Source organism: Bacillus sp. T33-2 (assembly GCF_002860205.1).
Lineage (GTDB): Bacteria > Bacillota > Bacilli > Bacillales > Cytobacillaceae > T33-2.
Genome location: NZ_PGVB01000048.1, coordinates 38887 through 61712, shown reverse-complemented (window position 1 = coordinate 61712; position 22826 = coordinate 38887). Strand labels below are relative to the sequence as shown.

Sequence of the window (22826 nt, the reverse complement as noted above, 5' to 3'; positions counted from 1 at the left end):
TCTATTTACAAAGACGCCACCCATGAATAATTTAGAAATGGCGTCTCTGAAGCATGCTCGTTATTTTTTTATACCAACCCATCCCCATGGACCCTTCCCCAAGGTGGGTGCCAATGACGGGGCCGAAGTAGCTGATCAAGAATTCGACATTCGGAAACTTCGCTTCGAGCTCGGCCTTCCATTCGATTGCTTCTTGCTCCCGGTTGGCGTGGATGATGACCACCCGGTAGGCTTCGCCGCTTCCTGCATCCTCTTCCAGCAGTTCAACGACTCGATTGAGGGCTTTTTTGCGGGTACGCACTTTTTCGAACGGAACAATTTTTTTATCCTCGAAATGAAGCAACGGCTTTACTTGCAGCAGGCTGCCGATAAAAGCCTGGGCGCTGGACAGTCGGCCTCCGCGCTGCAGGTGGCTTAAGTCATCCACCATAAAATAAGCCCTGACTGATTGTTTCATCTCCTTCAACCGGGCAATGATAGTATCCGCACTCTCACCCTGCTCCGCGAGTTCCGCCGCTTCTATGGCATAAAAACCCTGCACCATGCAGCTGATCTCAGAATCAAACGGATAAACCTTTATCCCCTCGACCATTGTACCGGCAGTGCCCGCCCCCTGGAACGTGCCGCTGATGCCGCTTGACAGGTGAATGCTGATGACAGCGTCATATTCGTTTGCGAGTTGTTCGAACAGCTCCACAAACTGGCCGATTGGCGGCTGTGATGTCGTCGGCAGTTCCTTATGTTTAACTTCCTCATAAAACTCTTCCGCGGTGATATCGATTTCTTCCCGATAAGTTTCATTCCCAAAAATAACAGTCAAAGGGATCATATGTATATTTAGTTTTTCATGCAATTCTTTCGGAATGTACGCTGTACTATCCGTGACAACTGCCGTTTTCATGTCAGTGTACCATCCTTATTTTTCTAATTACCTACACTCCTCATTTTATATGAATTCCTATTTAAATGCATTACTTTAACAAATTGGAAATATTAAATTTACGGTGGGCCTCCTTTTTCGAATTTAAAACCGGACTAAAAAAGCATTCACGAGATTTCTCCTTCTCGTAAATGCTTCAATACTAAATCAGTTCACTGCCAGAGCACGTTTGCCCATGGCATTATATATGCTGATAAATTTCGACTTGGACATCTTTACGTTTTTCTGAACAGACTCACTGTCATTGAAGTAAACATAGTTGGCATCTACGCCTGTCACGACAATGCAGTGCAACGGCCTTGCAGCATTAATGGTTTTCCCGGCAGGTGTTGTCCACGTTCGTGCTGAAGGCATCTCGTGGCTGATCGTAAACCATGCCAATACCGGTTTCCCCTGCAGAACATACTGTTCAACTGCTGAAAAATCTGCGCCATGCAGGTTCACACCGCCTGGACGGTATCGATCAAGAACTTGCTTCAGCGGCCCTGGATTGATGGTGTAGCCATTGCCAAATGGTGTTCCAACAAAACCAACATCCGGGTCTCCCCATGTTCTGATCGAACCGTTTGAATTTCGTGTGAGTGGTGTCGGGTCATACGGCATTTGATTCGCCAAGGTCGTCTTACTAACATTCACACCATGATAGTTTAAAGCCATTGCAAGTGCTGTGGCTTCGCATCCGCTCGGTAATTCCGGGCGCTGGGCAATCAGGGGAACATTAAGGATGTTTGCCCCGGATGGCCCGCCGACATTGCCTGTAGTCACATATTGGCCACTAACATATCCTGTTTGGCCGTTAAAATTAATTTTGTACCATCCATTGCTTTCTCTATGTATAACGTTTAACACTGTGCCATTTTTCAATAACCCAATTTTACGGTGTTCCAAGCCTGGACCGGTACGCACGTTTAGTCCGGTTGCATTTACTCTGTACACGGCCGATGCCACTGGGCTTGAGCCGGCTGTTGTAACGTATTGCCCGCTAACGTATGCCCTTTTACCGTTAAAAGAAATTTCATACCAGCCATTGTTTAACCTCTGGACAACCTGCAATGAACTCCCTTGCCTGAGGCTTCCGATTCTGGCATGATTCGTGCCTGGCCCGGACCGGACATTCAAAACGGTTGCAGTAACAGTATATGTACTGGACGTAGTTGGTGAAGGACCGGCCCCTGATCTCACATACTGTCCGGACACATAACCAGTCTGTCCTTTATAGGATATTTTGTACCAGCCATTGTTTAATTGTTCAATCACCTGGATTCCGCTGCCACTAGGCAGGCTGCCAATCCTGGAGAAATGTGTGCCAGGCCCTGAACGGACATTTAAATTCGTAGCATTAACAGAATAAGAGCTGGCTTCCACAACTGCCTGGCTGTTATTAAACAAAGGAATTTGGGGAAGCAGAACACTGCTTGCGAGGATGGATGAAGCAATAATTCCTTTCGAAATCACCTTTAGCATTGGCCTGCCCTTGCTGTAATTGTTGTCTAATTGGGTCATTATTTTCTTCTCCTCCCGATGATGTTGGAATCTTCATAATAGTTTGTCGAAACTTGCAAACTACTATAAAAATATCGGGAAACATGGTGGAAGTCTAACAATATCCCCTTGGAACAGCAAAATTGAATCGAAAGCATTAGAAGACTAATATAGTCAGGATAAACGACTTATTACCAAAAGACTCATTTTACTATTCATTATTAAAATAAAAAAACGCTGCAGGCGATTGCGCAGCGGTTCGACTCTTATGTAAGGAAACTATCATGCCATAACTTCTCTTAAACCCCTAATATCCATCTCAATTGCGAGCAAGCCAATAAAGGCTGTTTCCAGCTGTAAATTAAGGGCTTTCTCGTACACTTCCATTAAATCCTCATCTGATAAATTCGCAAGAGCTGAAATTGCAATCACCCCTTCTACTACAATAACCCCATTGTAACAAAATGTACTGGTGTTTTGTAAATGATTTGGATGATTTTGTGACAATTTCTCCTTTTTTTGGGACAGGATTTCTTGAGTCTATGCAAAAAACACATTTGCCATTTCGACAAATGTGTTTAATAGTTGCTGATGATTATCCGATTGCCGTTTGAACAAATTTATCGGACTTCCACCCAACCGTTTTTAATAGCAACAACAACGGCCTGAGTGCGGTCGTTCACGTTCATCTTTTGAAGGATATTGCTGACGTGGTTTTTAACTGTTTTTTCACTGATGAATAACGCCTCTCCAATGCCACGGTTGCTTTTGCCGTCCGCAAGAAGCTGCAGGACTTCGCATTCACGGCGCGTCAGCAGATGCAGCGGGCGGCGGATTTCGATTTGCTGTATGTATTGATCAGAACCTGATTCATCCGTGGACAGGCGACGGTATTCTTTTACGAGGTTATGCGTCACCTTCGGATGCAAATAAGAGCCTCCGTCAGCTACGACTTTAACCGCTTCGATCAGGGCGTCAGCATCCATTTCTTTTAATAGATAGCCAGTCGCGCCTGTTTTTAGTGCATGCGTAACATAATTCTCATCATCATGGATGGACAGGATAATGACCTTTGATTCAGGATACTTTTCGATTAATTGCCTGGTTGCTTCCACTCCGTTAGTGGTAGGCATGTTGATATCCATGATTACTACATCCGGATGATATTGCTCTACCAGATCAACTGCTTCGGATCCGTCATCACCCTCGGCCACTACCTCAAATGATTTTTCAAAATCGAGGATTCGTTTTACCCCTTCTCTAAATAGTTGATGGTCATCAATAATGACAATCTTGGTTGTCATAAATTCGCCTCCCTTACGACTTCTATCTCTTTTTTATCCCGTAGGTACGGGAGAATAAAAATTCTCCCGGCCTGGAAATCACACAGTTAACGGTACTTGGATAACGATCAACGTTCCAGTACCTATTTTTGAATGAATCGACAGTTCGCCTTCAAGCAGCTCCACTCTCTCCTTTAATCCAAGGATGCCAAAGGATTCGGGCTTCTTGATATTGGTGTCGAATCCTTTCCCGTCATCTTTTACGACGACAGTAACGGAATCTTTTTTTATTTCTAATTTTACTTGAATGGTATCGGCGCCGGCATGCTTGAGCGCATTCTGTACGGATTCCTGGATCATCCTGAACAGGGCTACTTCGTATTTTGCCGGAAGCCGCCGGTCTTGGCCAATATTCGTAAAATGGATTTTTGTCGTTTGATGATACTCTTCAATCGTCTGCAAATACTTTTTCAGCGTGGGTACAAGTCCCAGATCATCCAGAGCCATGGGGCGTAAATCATAAATAATTCTCCGTACCTCATACAGTGCAGAACGGACGGTCTTTTTCAGGCTGCGTATTTCTATGATCGCTTCCTCGGCACTTCTTTCCTTGTAAATCTTTTCAATCAGGTCAGATCGCATCATCACATTTGCGAGCATTTGTGCAGGGCCGTCATGTATTTCCCGGGACAGCCGCTTCCGCTCTTCTTCCTGGGCTTCAATAATCTTCAGCCCAAAATCCTGCTTCTGCCTGGCGTTTTCCAGGGCTTCGCCCATTTGGCGCAAATCACTCATCAAATAGTTCATCACCACAGAAATCTGGGAAACGAGGTGCTCTGCCCGTTGAATCGTTTCTGTCAGGCCGCAAAGACGCCGTTCAAGATCATCCCTGCGATCCCGCAGTTGTTTTTCCAGCTGGCGGTTCATCGTCAAATCCATCTGCAGCTTATGGGCAATTTCATATGCTTCACGGACTTCACTTTCAGTATAGTCCTTGAAGTGTTTGCTCACCTCGGAAAGCCTTTTGCGTGCGAAACGCACCTGGACGTCAAGCTTGTCGCCTTCGTTGATCATTTGAGCGACCATTCGCTTGACCTCTTTCAATTCCTCAATTATTGAATCGTAGTCTTGCCGGCACTGCTCGCCGATCTGGAAGATTTCATCCTTGCTGCTGCCTACGGTTTCAATCATTTGCTCAAGAATATGGTCGAGCGTTTTTGTGTCGAATTTTTTTATGGCCATTTGCACTCCCCCGAGGGCTGTTAATCCTTTTGGCACTTGTCAATATTTTATCGCTAAAACGGTTCGGTTACTATTAATCTACATGAAAAACATACCAATTTATTAAAAATTCGTTAAAAAGACATAAGTCCCGTTTTTTATCCTAAGTCTTATATCCTATAAATTGAATAATTAAACCAATTATATAAATAAAAAAACATGGCTTATAAGTAATATTACCTTTAATATATAGAAAAAGAATAGTAAAAAATAATACCAACAAGCATTCTGGTACACACTTTATCATTATATCACCTGCCACATTTCGCGATATTAAAGTTTCATTACATTAGCACTCAAATTACTGGTGGATTATAATGTAATCTGTCATACCGGACTACATTTAATATTATGTTTTGTCGGATATTAGTTTTTAGTAAGCAAAGAAAGGAGCGGTAAAAATGCTGCCCTGCTACTATACAGTAAAAGGATACGGAGAACACGAAATCGCAATCCAAAAATCACGATTTATTGCCCATGTAAGCAGAGCAGAAACAGAGGAAGAAGCCCAGGAGTTCATCCAGGGCATCAAAAAGAAGCACTGGGACGCCACCCACAATTGTTCAGCCTACTTTATCGGAGAGAATGACCAGATCCAGAAAGCGAACGATGACGGAGAGCCGTCCGGAACCGCCGGAGTCCCAATCCTGGAGGTATTAAAGAAAAAGCAGTTAAAAGATACAGTAGTAGTCATAACCCGCTATTTTGGCGGGATAAAACTAGGTGCAGGCGGCCTCATCCGCGCATACGGAAAAGCTACATCAGAAGGACTGGCCGCCACCGGGATTGTCGAGCGAAAACTGATGCGTGTCATGCACACCACAATCGACTACACATGGCTCGGGAAAATAGAGAACGAGCTCCGCTCATCCATCTACACGATTAAGGAAATTCATTACCTTGATAAAGTAGAATTTGAAACCTTTGTGGAGGAACATCAGACTGAAGCTTTCACGGAGTGGATGATCGAATTGACGAATGCCCAGAGCGATACAACACAAGGGCAGCTTTTATATTTAGAGGAAGAAAAATCGGATTGAAAAAACGGGACAGTGTGATCTGTCCTTTGTTTGTTTACTCATTTTTTCCCGGAGAAAGCCTGAACAGTTGAGCAATTTTTAATAATGGTTTAAACTCTTTTCCGACCCAGCCGATTTTTTCCGCAAATAACTCCAGCATTAAAATTAGAATTCCAATAAATATATAAGTACCCCTCAAATTGGATTTCGTGATGATCACGCCGATTGCTCCAAAGAAAACAGCCATTATATAGATGATCAACACCGTTTGACGATGGGAAAAACCAATATGCAGTAAACAATGATGCAAATGATATTTATCCGGAGCCGAAAAGGGTTTATTGGTGGTTACTCTTCTGATGATGGCAAATAAAGTATCTGAAATAGGCACTCCAAGTATGACAATTGGGACGATGAATGAAATAAAAGTGACGTTTTTAAATCCAAGCAAGGATAACACCGCGATCATATATCCTAAAAAAAGCGAACCGCTATCCCCAAGAAAAATTGTTGCAGGGTGAAAATTATACGGCAAAAAACCCAAAATACTGGCGAGCAGTATGAAACCGACACTGGACACGTACCAATCATTCATTAAAACCGCCATGCCTGAAATCGACAGTAAGGCAATCGCTGAAACTCCAGACGCCAGCCCGTCCAATCCATCAATCAGATTAATCGAATTCGTAATTCCAATAATCCATAGCAGGGTAATTGGAATGCTCATCCACCCGAACTCCAGTTTCATTCCGAAAGGCAAGCTAATGAAGTCAATATGTAATCCACCGTAAAGAACTGTTCCAGCTGGAATAAGCTGTCCCAATAATTTCATTTTAGGGGATAGCTCTATAATATCATCTATAATTCCTGTAAGGATGATGATGATACTTCCGAACAATATATAATTGCAATATTGATGTATTGGTCCAATGATGAGCATACCAGCGAAAAAACTGATAAATACAGCAAGCCCGCCCAGACGGGGCATTGTTTTTGTATGGACCTTCCTTTGATTCGGATTGTCTGTAGCCCCGACCGAAAAGGCCAATTTCTTCACAGAAGGTGTAATGATTAAAGACAAAAAAAAGCATAATAACAATGTCAAATACAGCATGCCCATCCTCCTTGTTCCTATGTTGCCCCTTAAGTGCTGTAAAGAAAACAGGGAAAATTGGGTAAGAAAATGATTTACTCGTAAGCGTAGTGAAAAAAATTGGGATAATAAAAAAATCCTTTAGGCAGAGAAATAGAAAAAGTCTAAGGAGAGGACTCCTTAGACTAAGTAATGCTTATTAACGATCTTTCACGTTTACTGGATTCAATCCTCTTAGAAATTTCAACAATGGCTGATAGTCTTCGCGGACCAAACCGATTTTTTCAACGAAGAGCTCGATTACAATCAGCAGCACTGCTATTACAATCATTGAACCCCATAAAGTAGCCTGTGAAAAGATAAAGGCTGCTAATCCAAACAGAGCACTCATCGCATATATCAATAACACCGTTTGCTTATGAGAAAACCCAACACGCAATAAACAGTGATGCAGATGGGATTTGTCAGGTGCGGATAAAGGTTGCTTATTGACGATACGGCGGATGATGGCAAAGAATGTATCTGAAATCGGCACTCCCAAAATAATAATTGGGACAATTAACGAAATAAAAGTAACGCTTTTAAAGCCTAACAACGACAGTACACCAATCATATACCCTAAGAATAAGGCTCCTGTATCTCCCATGAAAATCTTAGCGGGATGAAAGTTGTAAACAAGAAACCCTGCGGATGCTACAGCCAGCAGTAATGCCATTACCATAACATAAGCATTGCCCATTAACAAAGCCATTCCGGCAATCGTAAACAATGCAATCGTAGAAACTCCAGCCGCCAAACCATCGAGTCCATCTATTAAATTGATGGCATTGGTGATTCCGATTATCCAGATCATCGTAATAGGGATGCTTAAAAAGCCAAAATCAATTTGCCCGCCAAATGGCAGATTGATAAACTCAACATTCAAATCCCCAAAAAGCACAACAATAAAAGACGCAACGACTTGGCCCAACATTTTTACTTTCGGGGAAATCTCTTTAATATCATCAAATATACCTGTCAATAGAATTATTAAACTTCCAAATATTATGGCCAAGTGTAGTTTTTCATTGGGCTGAATTGTCGCCAATTCATAATTTACGCTCGGCTGCAAAATAACAATCCCAAGGATAAAACTGAAAAAGATTGCTAATCCACCAAGCCGGGGCATGATTTTTGCGTGTACTTTTCTATGGTTCGGCTGATCGGTTGCGCCGATTTTAAACGCCAATTTTTTTATTAAAGGTGTAAGGAGCATTGCTGCAACAAAACAAGTTATCAGAGTGAAATATAACATAAGCCCCTCCATGCTAATATTCTTGTGACTGTTTGAGAATCTTAATACTTCATTTTATAATTAAGCTTTTTACTCCTACGCGATTATAGCACAGACTGATGCTAAAAAGTAAATCAATTTAATAATTTAACATTGTAATATTTTCGTATGAACATACGAACAGCTCATTGCTCCGAGCTAAATTAAAATACTGAAGTTGTCTCATTAATAAGACGAAATTTTTTCATTAAGGTTGCAAATTCTATGTGAAATAATTCAAAAAAAATCTGAAACAAAATCTAATGTGATTAATATATACCACTTTTTAAGGTGTTTAATACACTGAAAGTAATTTTATTATGTTAGCCAACATATTGGATGGTGTACTTAACCAGTAATCATCAGAAAAAACGGTTCTACGTCAAATGTTGGGGTGATGACCAGGTGTCGTCACCCTTATCCAATGTGAACCCCAATTCCTTTATACTGATGTGTTAATAATATCTTCGCCCGAAAGCGTTCAAAATTTCTAAAGCCAAAGGCATTGCGCTTTATTACTTTGGTGGAGTTGTTGATTCCTTCTAAAAAGCCGTTTGAATAATCATACACAAAGCTGTTCAGGATCTCTGTCTGCCAGTTTTGAAATGTCTGTATGGCTTTCATCATTTCAGGAATGCCCGCATCAACAACCAAGTCATAAAACCGGTTTAACCCGTCTTTCACGGTAGCTATTTGGTCCTTACCGATCTCTTTGGCTTCTAAAAACCACTCACGATAAGCTTCTTTCAGTTCATACGCGGCCTTCAGTTCCTCTGACATCTCGAGGTAACGATCCAAATGCCAGCGCTCTTCCTCCGTTAAACGGCCATTTGCCTTATGAAAGACATGTTTCATTCGTTTGCACTTCTTGCGGTCATAGTCATGAAAAACCTGTTGGGCTCGTCTTCTTACCCCATCCAGTGCCCAGTAAATATACCTGTAAAAGTGGAACCGGTCTGCCACAATCACAGGACGGCCCAACGCGGACTGAACAGCTGCTTTAAAGGCAGGACTCATATCCATGATCACTACTTGAACCTGGCTGCCATGCTTTTGAAGATAGCACTTGATGGTCTTCTTATGCCGATTGGGTAAGATGTCGAGGGGTTTCTTCGTGATGCCATCAGCGATAATTAACTGATACTTTCCTTCCTTCGTGTCACCCTTGTGCTCATCAACGGCAATGACGGATGGCAACTGTTCTACCGGACGGATTTCAGCGGCCATCCGGTCAAACCGGCGGACAATTGTCGTGGAAGAAGTGCCATAAATCTCTGCCGTCTCCTTAAAGGTTTTTCCTTTTATGGCCCTGATGGAGATAGCCTGATTCCATTCCACCGAAGTACGCTGATACCGTTCGACAATCCGATTCTTCTCGGAAAACCGTTTCCCACAACGGCAGGCATAACGACGGCGTTTGTAAAAAATTTGAGTCTTTCTTTCAAACCATTTCAGATGATCAATCTTTTGCATCCGGTAGTCATGGACGCGACGAGTCCTCTGATCGCAGCTGGGACAGCGATGAACCTTCCGTTCCATCTCCACAAAAAGACATACTACGTTATGGCGTTCTTCCACTCTGGTCACGGTGGCCTCTTCTAATCCAGGTATATTTATGATAAAATTCATTTGCACGCAACCCCATTCTCTCTACTTGTTTCCGACAATTCAAGTATAAAAGAAATGGGAGTTTGCGTGTTTTTTTATGCAAACGAAAGTGTGCCTAGACCCCAACAAATATTATAGAGCCGAAAAAACAAATATATATAACAGTCACGTATAGAAAAAAGCATGTAGAATAATTAATGTTCTACATGCTGCAAATTTAGATTTTATTGTATTTATTGCGAACTCACTATTTTGATTCAATCAAGTAGGCAGAGAGTGCTTCTTTCCAATCCCGTAAAGGTGTAAATCCCTGCTCAGAAATTTTTTTCTTGCTTAACACTGAGTATTTTGGGCGCGCCGCTGGACGCGGGAATTGTTCTGTTGTTAAAGGATTAACTTTAACTTCCATGCCCGCCTGCTTAAAGATTTCCACTGCAAACTCATACCAGGAGCACACTCCCTCATTACTCGCATGGTATATTCCAAATTTGTCTGTTTCCATCAATTCAATCATAAATCTGGCCAGGTCCACAGTATAAGTAGGTGATCCTACTTGATCGTGGACAACTCCGACTTCCCCGCGCTCTTGCCCAAGGCGGAGCATCGTTTTCACAAAATTGTTTCCATTCACTCCAAACACCCAGGCTGTTCGGATAATAAAGAACTGTTCTAAATGTTTTTCCAGTAATTCCTCACCAGCAAGCTTGGTTTTACCATACACACCTAGTGGCTTGGTTGGATGATCGACTTCATAAGGTTCATTGGCGGTACCGTCAAAAACATAATCCGTACTGACATAAAGCATTTTCGATCCATTCTTATTCGCCGCTTTAGCTAGATACTCTGTGGCAAGTGCATTGACTTTATAAGCTGTTTCCTCATCAGATTCTGCAGCATCAACATTTGTATAAGCCGCACAATGAAGGATAGCGTCAGGATTTACGTCCTCAATATAGGCAAGGACAGCTGCTTCATCCGTAATATCTAAATCGTTCCGCCCAATACCGTAAACCTGATTTTTTTTTTTCTCCAATTCTTTAACTACATCTTGCCCCAATTGCCCTGCTGCGCCGGTTACTACAACCTTCATTACTCTACCTCTTTTAATCTGTCGCCGTATTGGGATTTGAAATAATCCTGGTAGTCACCAGAAATAATGTTTTCCCACCACTCTTGATTATCCAAATACCACTTGATTGTTTGTTCAATCCCAGTTTCAAAGTTGTACTTTGGCTTCCAGCCAAGTTCTTCCCGCAGCTTAGTTGCATCGATTGCATAACGACGGTCGTGGCCTGGACGATCCTTAACAAATTTAATCAAAGACTCTGGTTTACCTAACTGCTTCAAGATTGTTTTCACAATCTCAATGTTAGTGCGTTCATTATTCCCGCCAACATTATATACTTCTCCATCACGTCCTTTGTGAAGGACAAGGTCGATAGCCTGGCAATGGTCCTCAACATGCAGCCAGTCACGAACGTTTAAGCCATCGCCATAGACAGGCAGCTCTTTATCATTCAGTGCATTGATAATCATTAATGGAATAAGCTTCTCAGGGAAATGGTAAGGGCCATAGTTATTGGAGCAACGGGTAATGTTCACGGGCAGCCCGAAGGTTTCGTTATAAGCACGGACCAGCAAATCCCCTCCAGCCTTACTTGCACTGTATGGGCTGTTTGGCGCCAACGGTGTTTCTTCCGTGAAGTAACCTGTTTCTCCAAGAGTTCCATATACTTCATCTGTTGAAACCTGAAGATATTTTTTTACATTAATGCGCTTTGCCGCATCTAACAGCACTTGTGTTCCCTGTACATTAGTACGTACAAAAATATCAGGATTTGTGATACTTCTGTCTACATGGGACTCAGCAGCAAAGTTAATTACATAATTAAATTTTTCTTCTTCAAACAGGTTATCAATAAAATCGCGATCTGCGAGATCACCTTTAACAAATTTATAGTTAGGCTTGTCCTCGATGTCTTTCAGATTCTCAAGGTTCCCTGCATATGTGAGTAGATCCAGATTCACAATATTGTATTCAGGATACTTATTAACCATGTAACGTACGAAGTTGCTTCCAATGAAGCCTGCTCCGCCAGTAATTAATAATTTTTCAGTCATGATTTCCTCCTATTTTTCATACACAAAGTTGAGATGGGTCGCTTCTGCCAGCACAGGATGTTTGGTATCCTTTTCTGACAGAACCGGATTACTGGTTGGCCAATCGATGCGCAGTGCCGGGTCATTCCAAAGAATTCCGCCATCATTTTCTGGAGAGTAATATTCATCAACTTTATAGGCAACCGTGGTATCCGGTACGAGGGTACAGAACCCATGGGCAAATCCCTTTGGGACGAGCAGCTGCCGTTTGTTGTGCTCGCTCAAAATAACGCCAACCCATTGTCCATATGTAGGTGATCCTTTACGAATGTCTACCGCTACGTCATATATAGCTCCTGTAATACAACGCACTAATTTTGTTTGCGCCTTTGGGTTTAACTGGAAATGCAGTCCCCGCAATGTTCCAACTGGAGCAGAAAGTGACTGGTTGTCCTGGACAAAGTCATATTTTAATCCCAAATCATCAAAAACCTGTTTACTGTAACTTTCCATAAAATAACCACGGTGGTCCCCGAAAACCTTTGGTTCTAATATTTTCACGCCCGGGAGCTTTGTTTCAGTAACTTTCATTATTAATACCGCCTCACTTAAAAATTACTTTCCCTGATTTGCTATTTTAATGAGATACTGGCCATACTGATTCTTCTTCAACGGTTGTGCCAGCTCGATTAGCTTGTCCTTTGTAATATAACCCATTTTATAGGCAATCTCTTCAAGGCATGCGATTTTAAGCGTCTGGCGCTTTTCAATTGTCTCAATGAATTGGGAAGCCTCAAGCAATGATTCATGTGTACCAGTATCCAGCCAGGCATACCCACGGCCAAGTAGCTCAACATTCAATTCACCCATCTCCAGGTAAGCTTTATTCACATCCGTTATTTCAAGCTCTCCCCGTGCAGACGGTTTAATACTTTTAGCAATTTCGACAACTCTATTATCATAGAAATACAGGCCAGTAACAGCATAGTTTGATTTTGGGTCCATAGGTTTTTCTTCTATAGAAATCGCCTTGCCACCCTCATCAAAATCCACCACTCCAAAGCGTTCAGGATCATTTACATAGTACCCGAACACAGTAGCACCTGTTTTTCGGCTGGCCGCCTTACGTAAGAGGTCGGTAAGTCCATGCCCGTAAAAAATGTTATCACCAAGTACAAGAGCCACATTTTCATCGCCGATAAACTCATCACCAAGGATGAAGGCCTGTGCCAAACCACCAGGATGCGGCTGTATCTTGTAACTAAAATTCATGCCTAGGTCAGATCCATCACCAAGAATTTGCTCAAACCTTCCAATATCCTCAGGTGTCGAAATAATCAATATATCCTTTATTCCGGCTAGCATCAGCGCTGATAGCGGGTAATAAATCATTGGTTTGTCGTACACAGGAAGCAATTGCTTTGAAACTACTTTGGTTAAAGGATAAAGCCTGGTTCCGCTTCCCCCTGCTAGAATAATACCTTTCATAAAACGCTCACTCCTTGGGAATAGTATTTGTCACAACATTATTCATTTGTTTTATACAAAAATCGCCAAGCACTCCTTTCCCATTATAGAAAGAAGGTCAAAAAAAAACAAATATCCTCATGGAATGTAATAAAAAAGTAACAATAAATTATTTGTATATCTCAGCTAAAAGACAGCCTCTTCTCTTCATTGTTCTTCATTTTTTTCAGGAGCAGTGAGCGTTTGATTTTCATTGCATTACAACAGTGTTAAAGATGCATTTAGAGAATTTTTCAAGAATAGCACACACAAAGCAGCTACCCTTTAATACCTTAAATTACAGCTCCCTCTACCATAAAAACAACCGACGAAGTGTATGCAAAGCTATTTTTTTATTCTTTATAGTCACAAGTTGTTTAATAAATCGCTTTGCAAGCTGTATCCTGTAAGAACGATATAAATCTGATTTATAGTTTTTATAAAAATTTATTTCTGATTCCAGAATATTTTTATACCGGGTAATCGAAACTCTGCTATAGTCCATGACCGACAACTCATGTTCCAACATTGTATTCAGCAGCCAGACTTTATACCCAGTTTCATAAATTTGGTGAAATAACCAATGATCTAAATAATCCAACGGAAATTCATCATTAAAGCCGCCTATCTGCTCCAGGAATTTAACTCTTAACAATGTTCCCGAATTAATAGCCATAACCGGTTGCTCCTGTATGCCTGCAACAGGTCTTTTAACGTGTAGAGGTCTTAATGTATTGCTATACACTGGTGAAATCATGACATTTTCGCTAATGATTCTCGGGATTACCCCTACAATATGTTCATTCATTTCATTGAGGTCCATTATCTGTTTCATATACTCATTTGTTATCTCTGTATCATGATCCAAAAGAAGAAGCCATTCACTGCCATTAGCCTTCGCAATTGACAATGCATAGTTATAGGCTGTAGATATTCCAAGGTTCCTCGCATCATGTTTATAAGTAATATTTATATTTCTATACTGGTCAATATTGAATTCCTGCGCCTGTGGGCTATTATCATACAAAATGAGTTCAATATTATCCAGTTGCCTATCTTCAACCAGGAGTGTGTCTTTTAGAGATCTAAACGTATTGCTTTGTTCGACCTTTAGTTTATATAAAACGATGACAAATGTTTTTTTCATTTCCGTTCCCCATTTAAAATAGACTCTTTTCTATTTTGCGAAAGGATTAATAACACAATAAAAAAACTGATACCAATCGGGTTATTAATGAAAGGATTTATATTCGTTAACAACAAAAGCCCCATAAACGCAGCCATCAAGGAAATTTCCAATGTACCTATTTTCTTGCCTTGCTTATTAGCGACGTAGTAGTTATAAAACACCAGCAGGAACAAAAATAGCCACATACCTAGCCCCACTAATCCCTGTTCTACAAGGATATCCAGAAAACTCATTTCGATACCCGTAACCCTGCCAGCAATTTCAGTACCATAACCTGTTCCAACGATTAGATGTGCCGGGTTGCTCAGGAGAATATCTTTTGAATCCAGCATAAATTCAATGCGGGAATTCACACTGACATCATTCACTTCCTGTTTGTTCACAGGTTCTACAGCTGGCTTTTCAACCTTTACGTCTTCCTGAAATCGCTCCAGGGTCATATACTTATATAAAAAAGGAATTGAAATGATGATCAGCACTAAAATGGTAGCTTTTTTTAGAAATGCTTTCGATTGCATCAATTTTTTGATTTTATTCGTAAATCCTTTGATAGGTTCAGTTATAACATTTGCATCAAGCAGAATAATGATTAACGCACTAACAATGAACGTAAGTAAAAAGCCCCGCGTCTCAGACCATAGGACAGAAATAGAGCCCAACACCAGAATCGCTACGTCCATCTTAGTATGTTTTTTATTCAACACATCATTAAGTGAAATGATTAAAGCAATTAATACGAACAAATGACTCTTATAAAAGACACTATTACTCGGCCTAAAGAATAAATCATCATTCATTATCGAGTTCATAAAATTATAGAAAGGGCCGAAGTTCCCACTAAATACTGTCTTGCCCAACAAGGATATGGTTATTGTAAAAATAGCAACTACTAAAGCACAGTACTGTAAAATAGAGATGATTCGCCGCTTCGAGAACCTATCTTCAGAAATATAATAGGCCAACGGAAAATATACCAAGACGAAAGAAACCCTCAAAAAGTCCATTACGATGATGGAAACTGGATGGCCATTTATAAATCCTATGGCAGCACTGACTAAAAACCAAAGTAGCAGTGCGTAAATGCCTATTGTGACCGGACTTAATTTTATAAAGGTATTAATATTTTTATCGAAAAAAGCTTTCTGTTTCAGAATACGAAAAACCAGCGTTAGAATAAGTAATAAAAATAAAATTTGACGTATGGAAAGTATGCCTAGGTCAATCAACCTTCCCCCGCCGCCAACAAATAATTCTACAAAAAAAGCAGTCAGCAATATTTTTTCAAACCTATTCACAAAAAAATCCTCTCCTATTCCATTAGCCTTTTCAATGTGCAGACAGTTTCCTCATACTTATTGCTTAAAGGCGTTTGCTTCGTGAGTCAATCGCCATTTCCTGTATTTGCAATTGTCTTTTAATATAAGGATACTTTTTGTATTTCAAAGCTTGCTTCTCCACTAAGTTCCACGAAACAATTGCCAATAATAACGTAACCGGAAATGATAACAATGTGTTTTCTAAAGGTGTTAACTTGTTACCAGATATAAACGTCATTATTTGCTGCACGGGAAATGCATAAATATAAATACCATAAGAAAAATCCCCATATTTTCCGAAATTATGCATCTTTATTCTTGTATCAAAAGCTAAATAGAAGATTAGATATGTTCCAAAAATAGAAAGTGAGTAACTAAAGTAACCTGTTCTGATGGTTGACAGTAAAAAAACGAACGAAAGGAACGCAACCCATCCATTTAACCTAATTTGTTTTCGGAAGAGATAAAACACCATTCCTGCACTAAAATACCTAAATAAATCAGTATAGAATCCACCTTTACCCAGAATAAAGAGGACAGTAGAAAGGATGAATCCCAGCAGAACAATTCTCTTTTTAAGAAGTCTGGTTACTCCCAGAATCGCAACCACGATATAGAAGAAGAATTCAAACCACAAAGTCCATAATGAACCATTAACAGCTCCAGGCCATACATTTGTTTGGAATACACCTGGCAAATCAAACTGAAGCCAATATAAACTGATGGTCCGTAAGTAATCATAAGTTTCATGATGATTAAAGTAGTCCCGGAAACTTAAATCTGTAAAAATGGGACCCAGTACAAAAATTATTAATAAAACACAAAAAATTAGTGCTGGAAATATCCTTAGTATTCTGGCTTGGAAATAATAAACGAGGTCCTTAGACCTGTCGAAACTTTGAGTAATTAGAAATCCGCTGATCACAAAAAATATGCTGACAGCAAACTCACCGAAAGTCATGTCACCCCTTGTCAAAACCCCAAACGGTTCTGTCCAGTTATTACCTAAAGTTAATGGGTAAGAATGCGAAAAAAGAACTAAAGCTGCTGCGATAAATCTAATGATATCCAGATTGTTTTTTCTAGAACTGATGCATTGATCAATATTTTTACCCTTTATTAGCACCCAACATCCCACCTTTCGTAGCACGATTTTATACTATAAGCTGTCTTTTAAAAAATGCTAATTAATTTAATAAGGCTTATAAAGTAATGAGCCGCCAAATCGCACCTTTATATGGATTGATAAAGAAAAACCCTGGCTAACTGAACTACTTATGATACTCTGTATAAAAATAATAATGAAATTAGCGTTATTGTAATAGTTGTATTTAATTCTCTGCAAATGGTACGGCATTCGAAATAACTTAAGAGAGTAATAATTAAATTTTACCCACATAAAACGATTATTAGCGTTTTTTCTCTCTTCGCTTCTACAAAATTTTTTCACCTTCAACTACTTTACCACAATTATTGTTTTTATTGGTGAAGCACCAAAAAATGACAAATTAAGAGATTGCATACTCACAAAATTTGATTATAACATCATATTGTCACGTTTTGTATCATCCATTTAGCCTTTTCCCGAATTGAGGTTGATATTATTCTATATTAGGCTTATAATTTTTGTTATATGCTGTTTAATATAACAGCCTATTATCCTTATAAAGAAAGGGATTTTAAATTGAATACCAGACTACAAAGGACAGGGAAGAAAAAGAAAAAGCTCAGGGTTTTTCGCGTTTTTCTATTAACCCTTTTTATGTTGACTGTCGGTGCAGGCTTGTATTTTTATAATGTATATTCGGATATTGCAAATGCTGTCGATAAAATGCATCAACCTATAAAGAGAGAAGCATCAAAAAAACGAGAGGAAAAAATAGAATTTGATAGAAAAGACCCTATTTCTGTCCTCTTAGTAGGCGTAGACGAGCGTGAAGGTGATAAAGGTCGCACAGATTCAATGATCGTTGTGACAATAAATCCCGAACAAAAATCAACAAAACTAATAAGCATACCTCGTGATACTAAAACAAAGCTGGTAAGTATGAAAAAACCCAACAAAAATAGAGTTGGTAAATTTAATGCCGCATATGCTTATGGCGGAATCGAGATGACAATAGATACGGTAGAAAATTTCTTGAATATCCCTATTGATTATTATACCGAAGTTAATATGGAAGGCTTCAAAGATATAGTTGATGCAGTAGGCGGAATCGATGTAGACAATAAATATGCGTTTGAATTAGATGGAATAACTTTACGAAAGGGTCCCCAGCACTTAAACGGCGAAAAGGCACTAGCATATGCCCGGATGAGGAAAGAAGATCCAACCGGGGATTTTGGCCGTCAGGAAAGACAAAAAGAAGTTATTTCTAAAGTCATTAACAAGGGCGCAGGATTTTCATCGCTAACCAAATATGATGAAATTTTGGAAGCACTACAGAAAAATGTCAAAACCGACTTAACGTTAGACGATATGGTAGGAATACAATCAACGTATAAATCTGCAGCTTCAAACATCCAGAAGATCCAAATAGAAGGAAAACCTCAACCAAGTGATCAATGGTATTACCTGGTGAGCGATCAAACACGTCAATCCTTATCTAATGAGTTAAGGGAACATTTAGGTCTTCCAGCAGCAACTGTTGCCAAAATAAATATATACTGAACATTTTTTGAACTAGCAATCTAACAAGATTACTAGTCTTTTTTTAAGTTATTGAATGGCTTATTATGACATCCATACGCAGAAAAAGACGTATAGAAGTACAACAAACAGTGGCCTTTACAAGTGTTACTATGAATCTTTCCATAAGTAATAATTTATAATGAGCCAAACCTCACCAAAATCTTAAATATTGATCAGGTTTGGCCGTAATATTAAATACCTGCTCCAGGGTGTCTATTATATTATTCTTAATCAATTTTTTTATAAAGCAAATACCTGAATGTTGTTCCTGCCATATGATGATCTTGTTGGCTAACCAAACGATAATGATCAATAAGGTGCGGAATGTCGACTTGTTCAACAGGTGTTTGCCCCGCCAATTTTACTACTATAAATTGAACTGCACCTTCTTTGATATAACGATGCTGCTCGTCCATGTTTTCAGGATAAAGTTTTGGGTCTATATTCTGGCTTTGAAAATAGCGGACATTCGGTACAATATCTGCTTTTAAGTAGAATCCCCCGTCTAAAGCTCCGTAATTCAACAATGTTGGGTTGGGCTCTTTGCGCATTAGGTCTGCAAATGTTTGTTGTGGCAACGGTTCTTTGTTATATATTTTCGAATAATGAATGTTAGAATTGTAGCCAAAACAAAGAAAAAATGCACTTAGCGCAACGATTAATAATGGGAACCATCTATTTCTGGCAATGTCACTATGATGTGTTTTATACGAGTGCTGTATAAAATCGACCAAAACGATTAACCCTAATAAACCAAGTGGTGTAATAATTAGGAAGTAATACGGATATTCTCTTCCACCAAAATATACTCCCATAATTAAACAAGCAACAGTAGAAAACATAAACAATTTCTGGTAATTGTTTGAAAGGTATTTTCTAGTGAATATGAAAGCAATCATGCCAATTATGATCATAACCTTCGCTTCAAAGTTATTGTTAAATGCCCTTCCAAATATAATTGCGGAATTTATCAGCTTGCCAACAGTTGAAGTCTGTGCTGAATAAGTAACGAGATTAAATTTAATGTAAACATCTATAAAATCTTTAATTGCATGATTTACGCCAAAATACAGTAGCCATGGAACGCTTGAAATGACAAGTCCGGCAAAAGTAAATATAATTGCATTTACCAAGTTACGCCAACTTCTTTTGCGTATACCGACCAATAAAATCACAAGGTAAAATCCAATCCAAGCGCCTACAAGGGTGTATTTTATCCAAAAAACGCATCCAATCAGTATTCCATTTATTAAATAGAATGTCCATCTAAATGAAGAATCGGAAGAAAACTTAAAATTCTTTAGCATGAGATATATAAAAGCAAGTAAAAACGGAATGGAAAACTCTTCAGCACTATCACCAAAAGCAAAACTGTTCTGATTCAGTATTAATAGTGGCAAAAAAAGCGAAACTATTATGGAAGGCATCCAATTTAGATAGAGACGAGATATCTTAAAGGCGAGAACAAGAGTAATAAACAAAGCTATCACTTCTAAAATATATACACCAAAAAAAGTTGTATGAGAAATGGTGTAAGCCAATGCGTGTAGTGCATATAATAACGGTCCCTTTTGCTCAAAAAGATCTCGATACGGCAGTACTCCGTTGGCCATACCTTTTCCAACAGTAAAAAAAGAATTAGAATCTACCCACATATTCATGGCAAACAATGGGGATGATTGTGTAAAAAATAGCATAATAAAAAAGGAGTAGATAAATAAAAAAACATAAGCTTTTTCCATTGGTTTTTTATTTATCTTCCACAAAGTTAACATTAATATACAGTCTCCCCTTCACATTTTGAATTCGTACGAGAAGTTACATTTATATACTTACCTGTTTTTTTGTATCTCAGAAATATTTCTTTTTTGGTGCTCTAAACAACTATTATGTTCAATGGTATATCTCGGACGTCTCTTGGTTTCTTTGAAAATTTTCCCTATATATTCTCCAATGATTCCCAGAGCTAACAACTGAACACCTCCAACGATCCATATAGACAACATTAATGAGGTCCAACCACTTACTGTGAATGAGAAAATTTTTGCCATTAAAGTATAAAATGCTATTCCAATGCCAATTAACACCATAAAAAACCCAAGATATGCTACAAAACGAATTGGTGCAACACTAAACGAAGTGATTCCATCAATGGCGAACGCAATCATTTTTTTTAATGGATACTTTGATTCCCCCGCAAATCTTTCTTTGCGATTATAATAGACTTTGGTTGATTTAAAACCCAACAGTGGGATAATACCTCTAATAAATAGATTTTCCTCTTGGTATTTTACGAATTCATCAAGTACCTTTTTGCTCAATAAACGATAATCTGCATGATTAGGTACTAACTCCACTCCCATTTTCCTCATTAAATTGTAAAACCACAAAGCGGTGTTTCTTTTGAATTTTGTGTCAGTATCCCGTTTATCTCGAACTCCATAAACGATTTCATACCCTTCATGGTACTTTTCAATGAATGGATGAATCACATTTACATCATCTTGAAGGTCAGCGTCAATGGAAATAACACAGTCAGAAAATTCTCGTGCTGAATCCAAACCCGCGATTAACGCCCCTTGATGTCCAAAATTGCGGCTTAATTTTATGCCTTGAACATAGGGATTAGTAGCAATTTTATTTTCAATAATGTCCCATGTATTATCAAAACTTCCATCATTGACATATAAAATTATACTTTCTTTATTTATTTTTTGATCTGCAATTAGTTCTTCAATAATTCTGGATAGTTCTTTCGTGGTTTCTTCTAAGGTAGCTGCTTCATTATAGCAAGGGACGACTATAGTTAGCAGAGGTAAATTTGACATTGTTTCTCTCCTCATCTGGACTATGTCTATTCATTTATACAAGTCTATCATAATCATTTGTATATTATAAGTGATACCAAGTCTTGCATAGTCAACCATAAAAATACCAAACAGTCAGTAGTTTCTAATGAAACACGAGGGGTAGCTAGCCCTAAATACTACTGGTCAATACCATGTTATCGGACTTACAACACCAGAACGACAGGTTAATATTGCCATAAACTAATCAAATAAGGAACACTTTTAAAGCCTTGAATGAAAAAAGTGATTATGAAATAATAGACTGGACGTTTTTTTCGATTCTTTAGGTAGTTCGAGTTCACTATTAAAGTTGAGAGTTTATGCCAGTGTTGTCCCACGGAGTGGCGGGGTTCCTCAAATAAATAGATTGAGAAAAAGTGTAATGTTATTGGTTAGGAGATTCTTAAATGAAGAAGGGCTTTATTGAATCATGTCTGTTTTTGCTGCGATTAAGATTTATAAAATATTGCATCACTGGAGTATTTAATACAGCACATCACTATTTTTGGTACTGGTTATTAAGTCCTGTGCTGGGATTCATTTATGCAAATGTAGCAGCATTTTTAATTGCAAACATTGCCTCTTATTTTATTAATAGTCTTTATACATTCAAAGTTGCCCTCAATATGAAAAGTTTTGTTAAATATCCTATTATTGCAGTCGCTCAATTGAGCATTGCTTATGCAGTTCCTACAATCGTTGTTGATATTTTCCATCAAAATGAATATCTTGTTCCGTTTTTTACCACAATCGTTAATCTGCCAATAGGTTTTCTTCTAACAAAAAAAGTGCTAAGTTCAGGAAATGGTACGTAAAACAAGTATTTCATTTCATCGACCTTCTTCTCCCAAAATGTGTGTTTTGAAATGTATGTCTAACATTCAAGCCCTTACGGTACCAACCAGGCACGTCCGACAAAATTAACAACGAAATTTGAACTTCTGCATCACATTTTGTATAATTAAAGTCGAAAAAAGCCATCTCCACTTTTAATAAAGAGGAGTTATTTTTTTGCCGACAATTGGCAATGTATATTACTATGATCTTCCCATCAAACCGAGCGTGTTTTCAATAATGGAAACAGTTCGTAATTCCATGAAAAGTGCACCTCGCATATTGGTATTTTTGGTTGACGTAGCAACTGCCATTTTACCAT

Annotated in this window: 20 protein-coding genes; 3 read left to right on the top strand and 17 right to left on the bottom strand. The window is 39.0% G+C overall.

The genetic code is table 11. The annotated features are described in order from the left end of the window. Window positions 1–31: 31 nt before the first annotated feature. From CVD19_RS22430 to CVD19_RS22410, 5 genes are all read right to left on the bottom strand, one after another. On the bottom strand, window positions 32–901 hold the full coding sequence (locus CVD19_RS22430) for a DegV family protein (RefSeq protein WP_101585410.1): 870 nt from the start codon (window positions 899–901) through the stop codon (window positions 32–34). Between the two features lie 186 nt (window positions 902–1087). After that, window positions 1088–2443: an SH3 domain-containing protein gene (locus CVD19_RS22425; protein WP_101585409.1), complete on the bottom strand. Its 1356-nt coding sequence runs from the start codon at window positions 2441–2443 to the stop codon at window positions 1088–1090. A 261-nt stretch (window positions 2444–2704) separates the two neighbouring features. Further along, on the bottom strand, window positions 2705–2929 hold the full coding sequence (gene sda, locus CVD19_RS22420) for a sporulation histidine kinase inhibitor Sda (RefSeq protein ID WP_101585408.1): 225 nt from the start codon (window positions 2927–2929) through the stop codon (window positions 2705–2707). A gap of 113 nt (window positions 2930–3042) precedes the next feature. Further along, window positions 3043–3726, bottom strand: coding sequence for a response regulator (locus CVD19_RS22415; protein WP_101585407.1), 684 nt, complete (start codon window positions 3724–3726; stop codon window positions 3043–3045). Between the two features lie 78 nt (window positions 3727–3804). After that, window positions 3805–4947 (bottom strand): sensor histidine kinase, encoded by a 1143-nt coding sequence (locus CVD19_RS22410; RefSeq protein WP_101585406.1) that lies wholly within the window; start codon window positions 4945–4947, stop codon window positions 3805–3807. Window positions 4948–5387: 440 nt separating this feature from the next. On the opposite strand from CVD19_RS22410, the gene CVD19_RS22405 reads away from it, so the two are divergent. Continuing rightward, window positions 5388–6026 (top strand): YigZ family protein, encoded by a 639-nt coding sequence (locus CVD19_RS22405; RefSeq protein WP_101585405.1) that lies wholly within the window; start codon window positions 5388–5390, stop codon window positions 6024–6026. Between the two features lie 34 nt (window positions 6027–6060). Here the strand turns inward: CVD19_RS22405 and CVD19_RS22400 are convergent, their stop codons facing one another. The 10 genes from CVD19_RS22400 to CVD19_RS22355 all read right to left on the bottom strand — a co-directional run bounded on the left by CVD19_RS22400 (window position 6061) and on the right by CVD19_RS22355 (window position 17255). Then, window positions 6061–7119 carry a glycosyltransferase family 4 protein gene (locus CVD19_RS22400; protein WP_101585404.1) on the bottom strand — a complete coding sequence of 353 codons (1059 nt, stop codon included), beginning with the start codon at window positions 7117–7119 and terminating at the stop codon, window positions 6061–6063. 178 nt (window positions 7120–7297) lie between these two features. Beyond that, window positions 7298–8392 carry a glycosyltransferase family 4 protein gene (locus CVD19_RS22395; protein WP_101585403.1) on the bottom strand — a complete coding sequence of 365 codons (1095 nt, stop codon included), beginning with the start codon at window positions 8390–8392 and terminating at the stop codon, window positions 7298–7300. Between the two features lie 435 nt (window positions 8393–8827). Continuing rightward, window positions 8828–10039 (bottom strand): ISL3 family transposase, encoded by a 1212-nt coding sequence (locus CVD19_RS22390; protein WP_101585402.1) that lies wholly within the window; start codon window positions 10037–10039, stop codon window positions 8828–8830. Window positions 10040–10265: 226 nt separating this feature from the next. Then, window positions 10266–11108, bottom strand: a complete 843-nt coding sequence (gene rfbD / locus CVD19_RS22385; protein WP_101585401.1) for a dTDP-4-dehydrorhamnose reductase — start codon at window positions 11106–11108, stop codon at window positions 10266–10268. Further along, window positions 11108–12139: a dTDP-glucose 4,6-dehydratase gene (gene rfbB, locus CVD19_RS22380; RefSeq protein ID WP_101585400.1), complete on the bottom strand. Its 1032-nt coding sequence runs from the start codon at window positions 12137–12139 to the stop codon at window positions 11108–11110. The genes rfbD and rfbB overlap by 1 nt, the downstream gene beginning before the upstream one ends. 9 nt (window positions 12140–12148) lie before the next feature. Then, window positions 12149–12709, bottom strand: coding sequence for a dTDP-4-dehydrorhamnose 3,5-epimerase (gene rfbC, locus CVD19_RS22375; RefSeq protein ID WP_101585399.1), 561 nt, complete (start codon window positions 12707–12709; stop codon window positions 12149–12151). Between the two features lie 24 nt (window positions 12710–12733). Beyond that, entirely contained in the window at window positions 12734–13606 is an 873-nt protein-coding gene (rfbA, locus tag CVD19_RS22370; protein WP_101585398.1) for a glucose-1-phosphate thymidylyltransferase RfbA, read from the bottom strand. 328 nt (window positions 13607–13934) lie between these two features. After that, window positions 13935–14771: a glycosyltransferase gene (locus CVD19_RS22365; RefSeq protein ID WP_101585397.1), complete on the bottom strand. Its 837-nt coding sequence runs from the start codon at window positions 14769–14771 to the stop codon at window positions 13935–13937. Beyond that, window positions 14768–16108 (bottom strand): O-antigen ligase family protein, encoded by a 1341-nt coding sequence (locus CVD19_RS22360; RefSeq protein WP_101585396.1) that lies wholly within the window; start codon window positions 16106–16108, stop codon window positions 14768–14770. The genes CVD19_RS22365 and CVD19_RS22360 overlap by 4 nt, the downstream gene beginning before the upstream one ends. A gap of 64 nt (window positions 16109–16172) precedes the next feature. After that, window positions 16173–17255: an acyltransferase family protein gene (locus tag CVD19_RS22355; RefSeq protein WP_180953754.1), complete on the bottom strand. Its 1083-nt coding sequence runs from the start codon at window positions 17253–17255 to the stop codon at window positions 16173–16175. 558 nt (window positions 17256–17813) lie between these two features. Between CVD19_RS22355 and CVD19_RS22350 the strand changes: the two genes are divergently transcribed. After that, window positions 17814–18800 carry an LCP family glycopolymer transferase gene (locus tag CVD19_RS22350; RefSeq protein WP_308314893.1) on the top strand — a complete coding sequence of 329 codons (987 nt, stop codon included), beginning with the start codon at window positions 17814–17816 and terminating at the stop codon, window positions 18798–18800. A gap of 248 nt (window positions 18801–19048) precedes the next feature. Here CVD19_RS22350 and CVD19_RS22345 read toward each other — a convergent pair whose 3' ends face one another. After that, window positions 19049–20596, bottom strand: coding sequence for a glycosyltransferase family 39 protein (locus CVD19_RS22345; RefSeq protein ID WP_101585393.1), 1548 nt, complete (start codon window positions 20594–20596; stop codon window positions 19049–19051). Between the two features lie 57 nt (window positions 20597–20653). Continuing rightward, window positions 20654–21649 (bottom strand): glycosyltransferase family 2 protein, encoded by a 996-nt coding sequence (locus CVD19_RS22340; RefSeq protein ID WP_101585392.1) that lies wholly within the window; start codon window positions 21647–21649, stop codon window positions 20654–20656. 428 nt (window positions 21650–22077) lie between these two features. On the opposite strand from CVD19_RS22340, the gene CVD19_RS22335 reads away from it, so the two are divergent. Beyond that, window positions 22078–22485: a GtrA family protein gene (locus CVD19_RS22335; RefSeq protein WP_101585391.1), complete on the top strand. Its 408-nt coding sequence runs from the start codon at window positions 22078–22080 to the stop codon at window positions 22483–22485. Window positions 22486–22826: the final 341 nt, after the last annotated feature.

Bases quoted from the DNA above. Each gene is read 5' to 3' on its own strand.
- CVD19_RS22430 (WP_101585410.1), bottom strand. From the start codon at position 901: ATGAAAACGGCAGTTGTCACGGATAGTACAGCGTACATTCCGAAAGAA.
- CVD19_RS22425 (WP_101585409.1), bottom strand. From the start codon at position 2,443: ATGACCCAATTAGACAACAATTACAGCAAGGGCAGGCCAATGCTAAAG.
- CVD19_RS22415 (WP_101585407.1), bottom strand. From the start codon at position 3,726: ATGACAACCAAGATTGTCATTATTGATGACCATCAACTATTTAGAGAA.
- CVD19_RS22410 (WP_101585406.1), bottom strand. From the start codon at position 4,947: ATGGCCATAAAAAAATTCGACACAAAAACGCTCGACCATATTCTTGAG.
- CVD19_RS22405 (WP_101585405.1), top strand. From the start codon at position 5,388: ATGCTGCCCTGCTACTATACAGTAAAAGGATACGGAGAACACGAAATC.
- CVD19_RS22400 (WP_101585404.1), bottom strand. From the start codon at position 7,119: ATGCTGTATTTGACATTGTTATTATGCTTTTTTTTGTCTTTAATCATT.
- CVD19_RS22395 (WP_101585403.1), bottom strand. From the start codon at position 8,392: ATGTTATATTTCACTCTGATAACTTGTTTTGTTGCAGCAATGCTCCTT.
- CVD19_RS22390 (WP_101585402.1), bottom strand. From the start codon at position 10,039: ATGAATTTTATCATAAATATACCTGGATTAGAAGAGGCCACCGTGACC.
- rfbD (WP_101585401.1), bottom strand. From the start codon at position 11,108: ATGAAGGTTGTAGTAACCGGCGCAGCAGGGCAATTGGGGCAAGATGTA.
- rfbB (WP_101585400.1), bottom strand. From the start codon at position 12,139: ATGACTGAAAAATTATTAATTACTGGCGGAGCAGGCTTCATTGGAAGC.
- rfbC (WP_101585399.1), bottom strand. From the start codon at position 12,709: ATGAAAGTTACTGAAACAAAGCTCCCGGGCGTGAAAATATTAGAACCA.
- rfbA (WP_101585398.1), bottom strand. From the start codon at position 13,606: ATGAAAGGTATTATTCTAGCAGGGGGAAGCGGAACCAGGCTTTATCCT.
- CVD19_RS22365 (WP_101585397.1), bottom strand. From the start codon at position 14,771: ATGAAAAAAACATTTGTCATCGTTTTATATAAACTAAAGGTCGAACAA.
- CVD19_RS22345 (WP_101585393.1), bottom strand. From the start codon at position 20,596: ATGTTAACTTTGTGGAAGATAAATAAAAAACCAATGGAAAAAGCTTAT.
- CVD19_RS22340 (WP_101585392.1), bottom strand. From the start codon at position 21,649: ATGTCAAATTTACCTCTGCTAACTATAGTCGTCCCTTGCTATAATGAA.
- CVD19_RS22335 (WP_101585391.1), top strand. From the start codon at position 22,078: ATGAAGAAGGGCTTTATTGAATCATGTCTGTTTTTGCTGCGATTAAGA.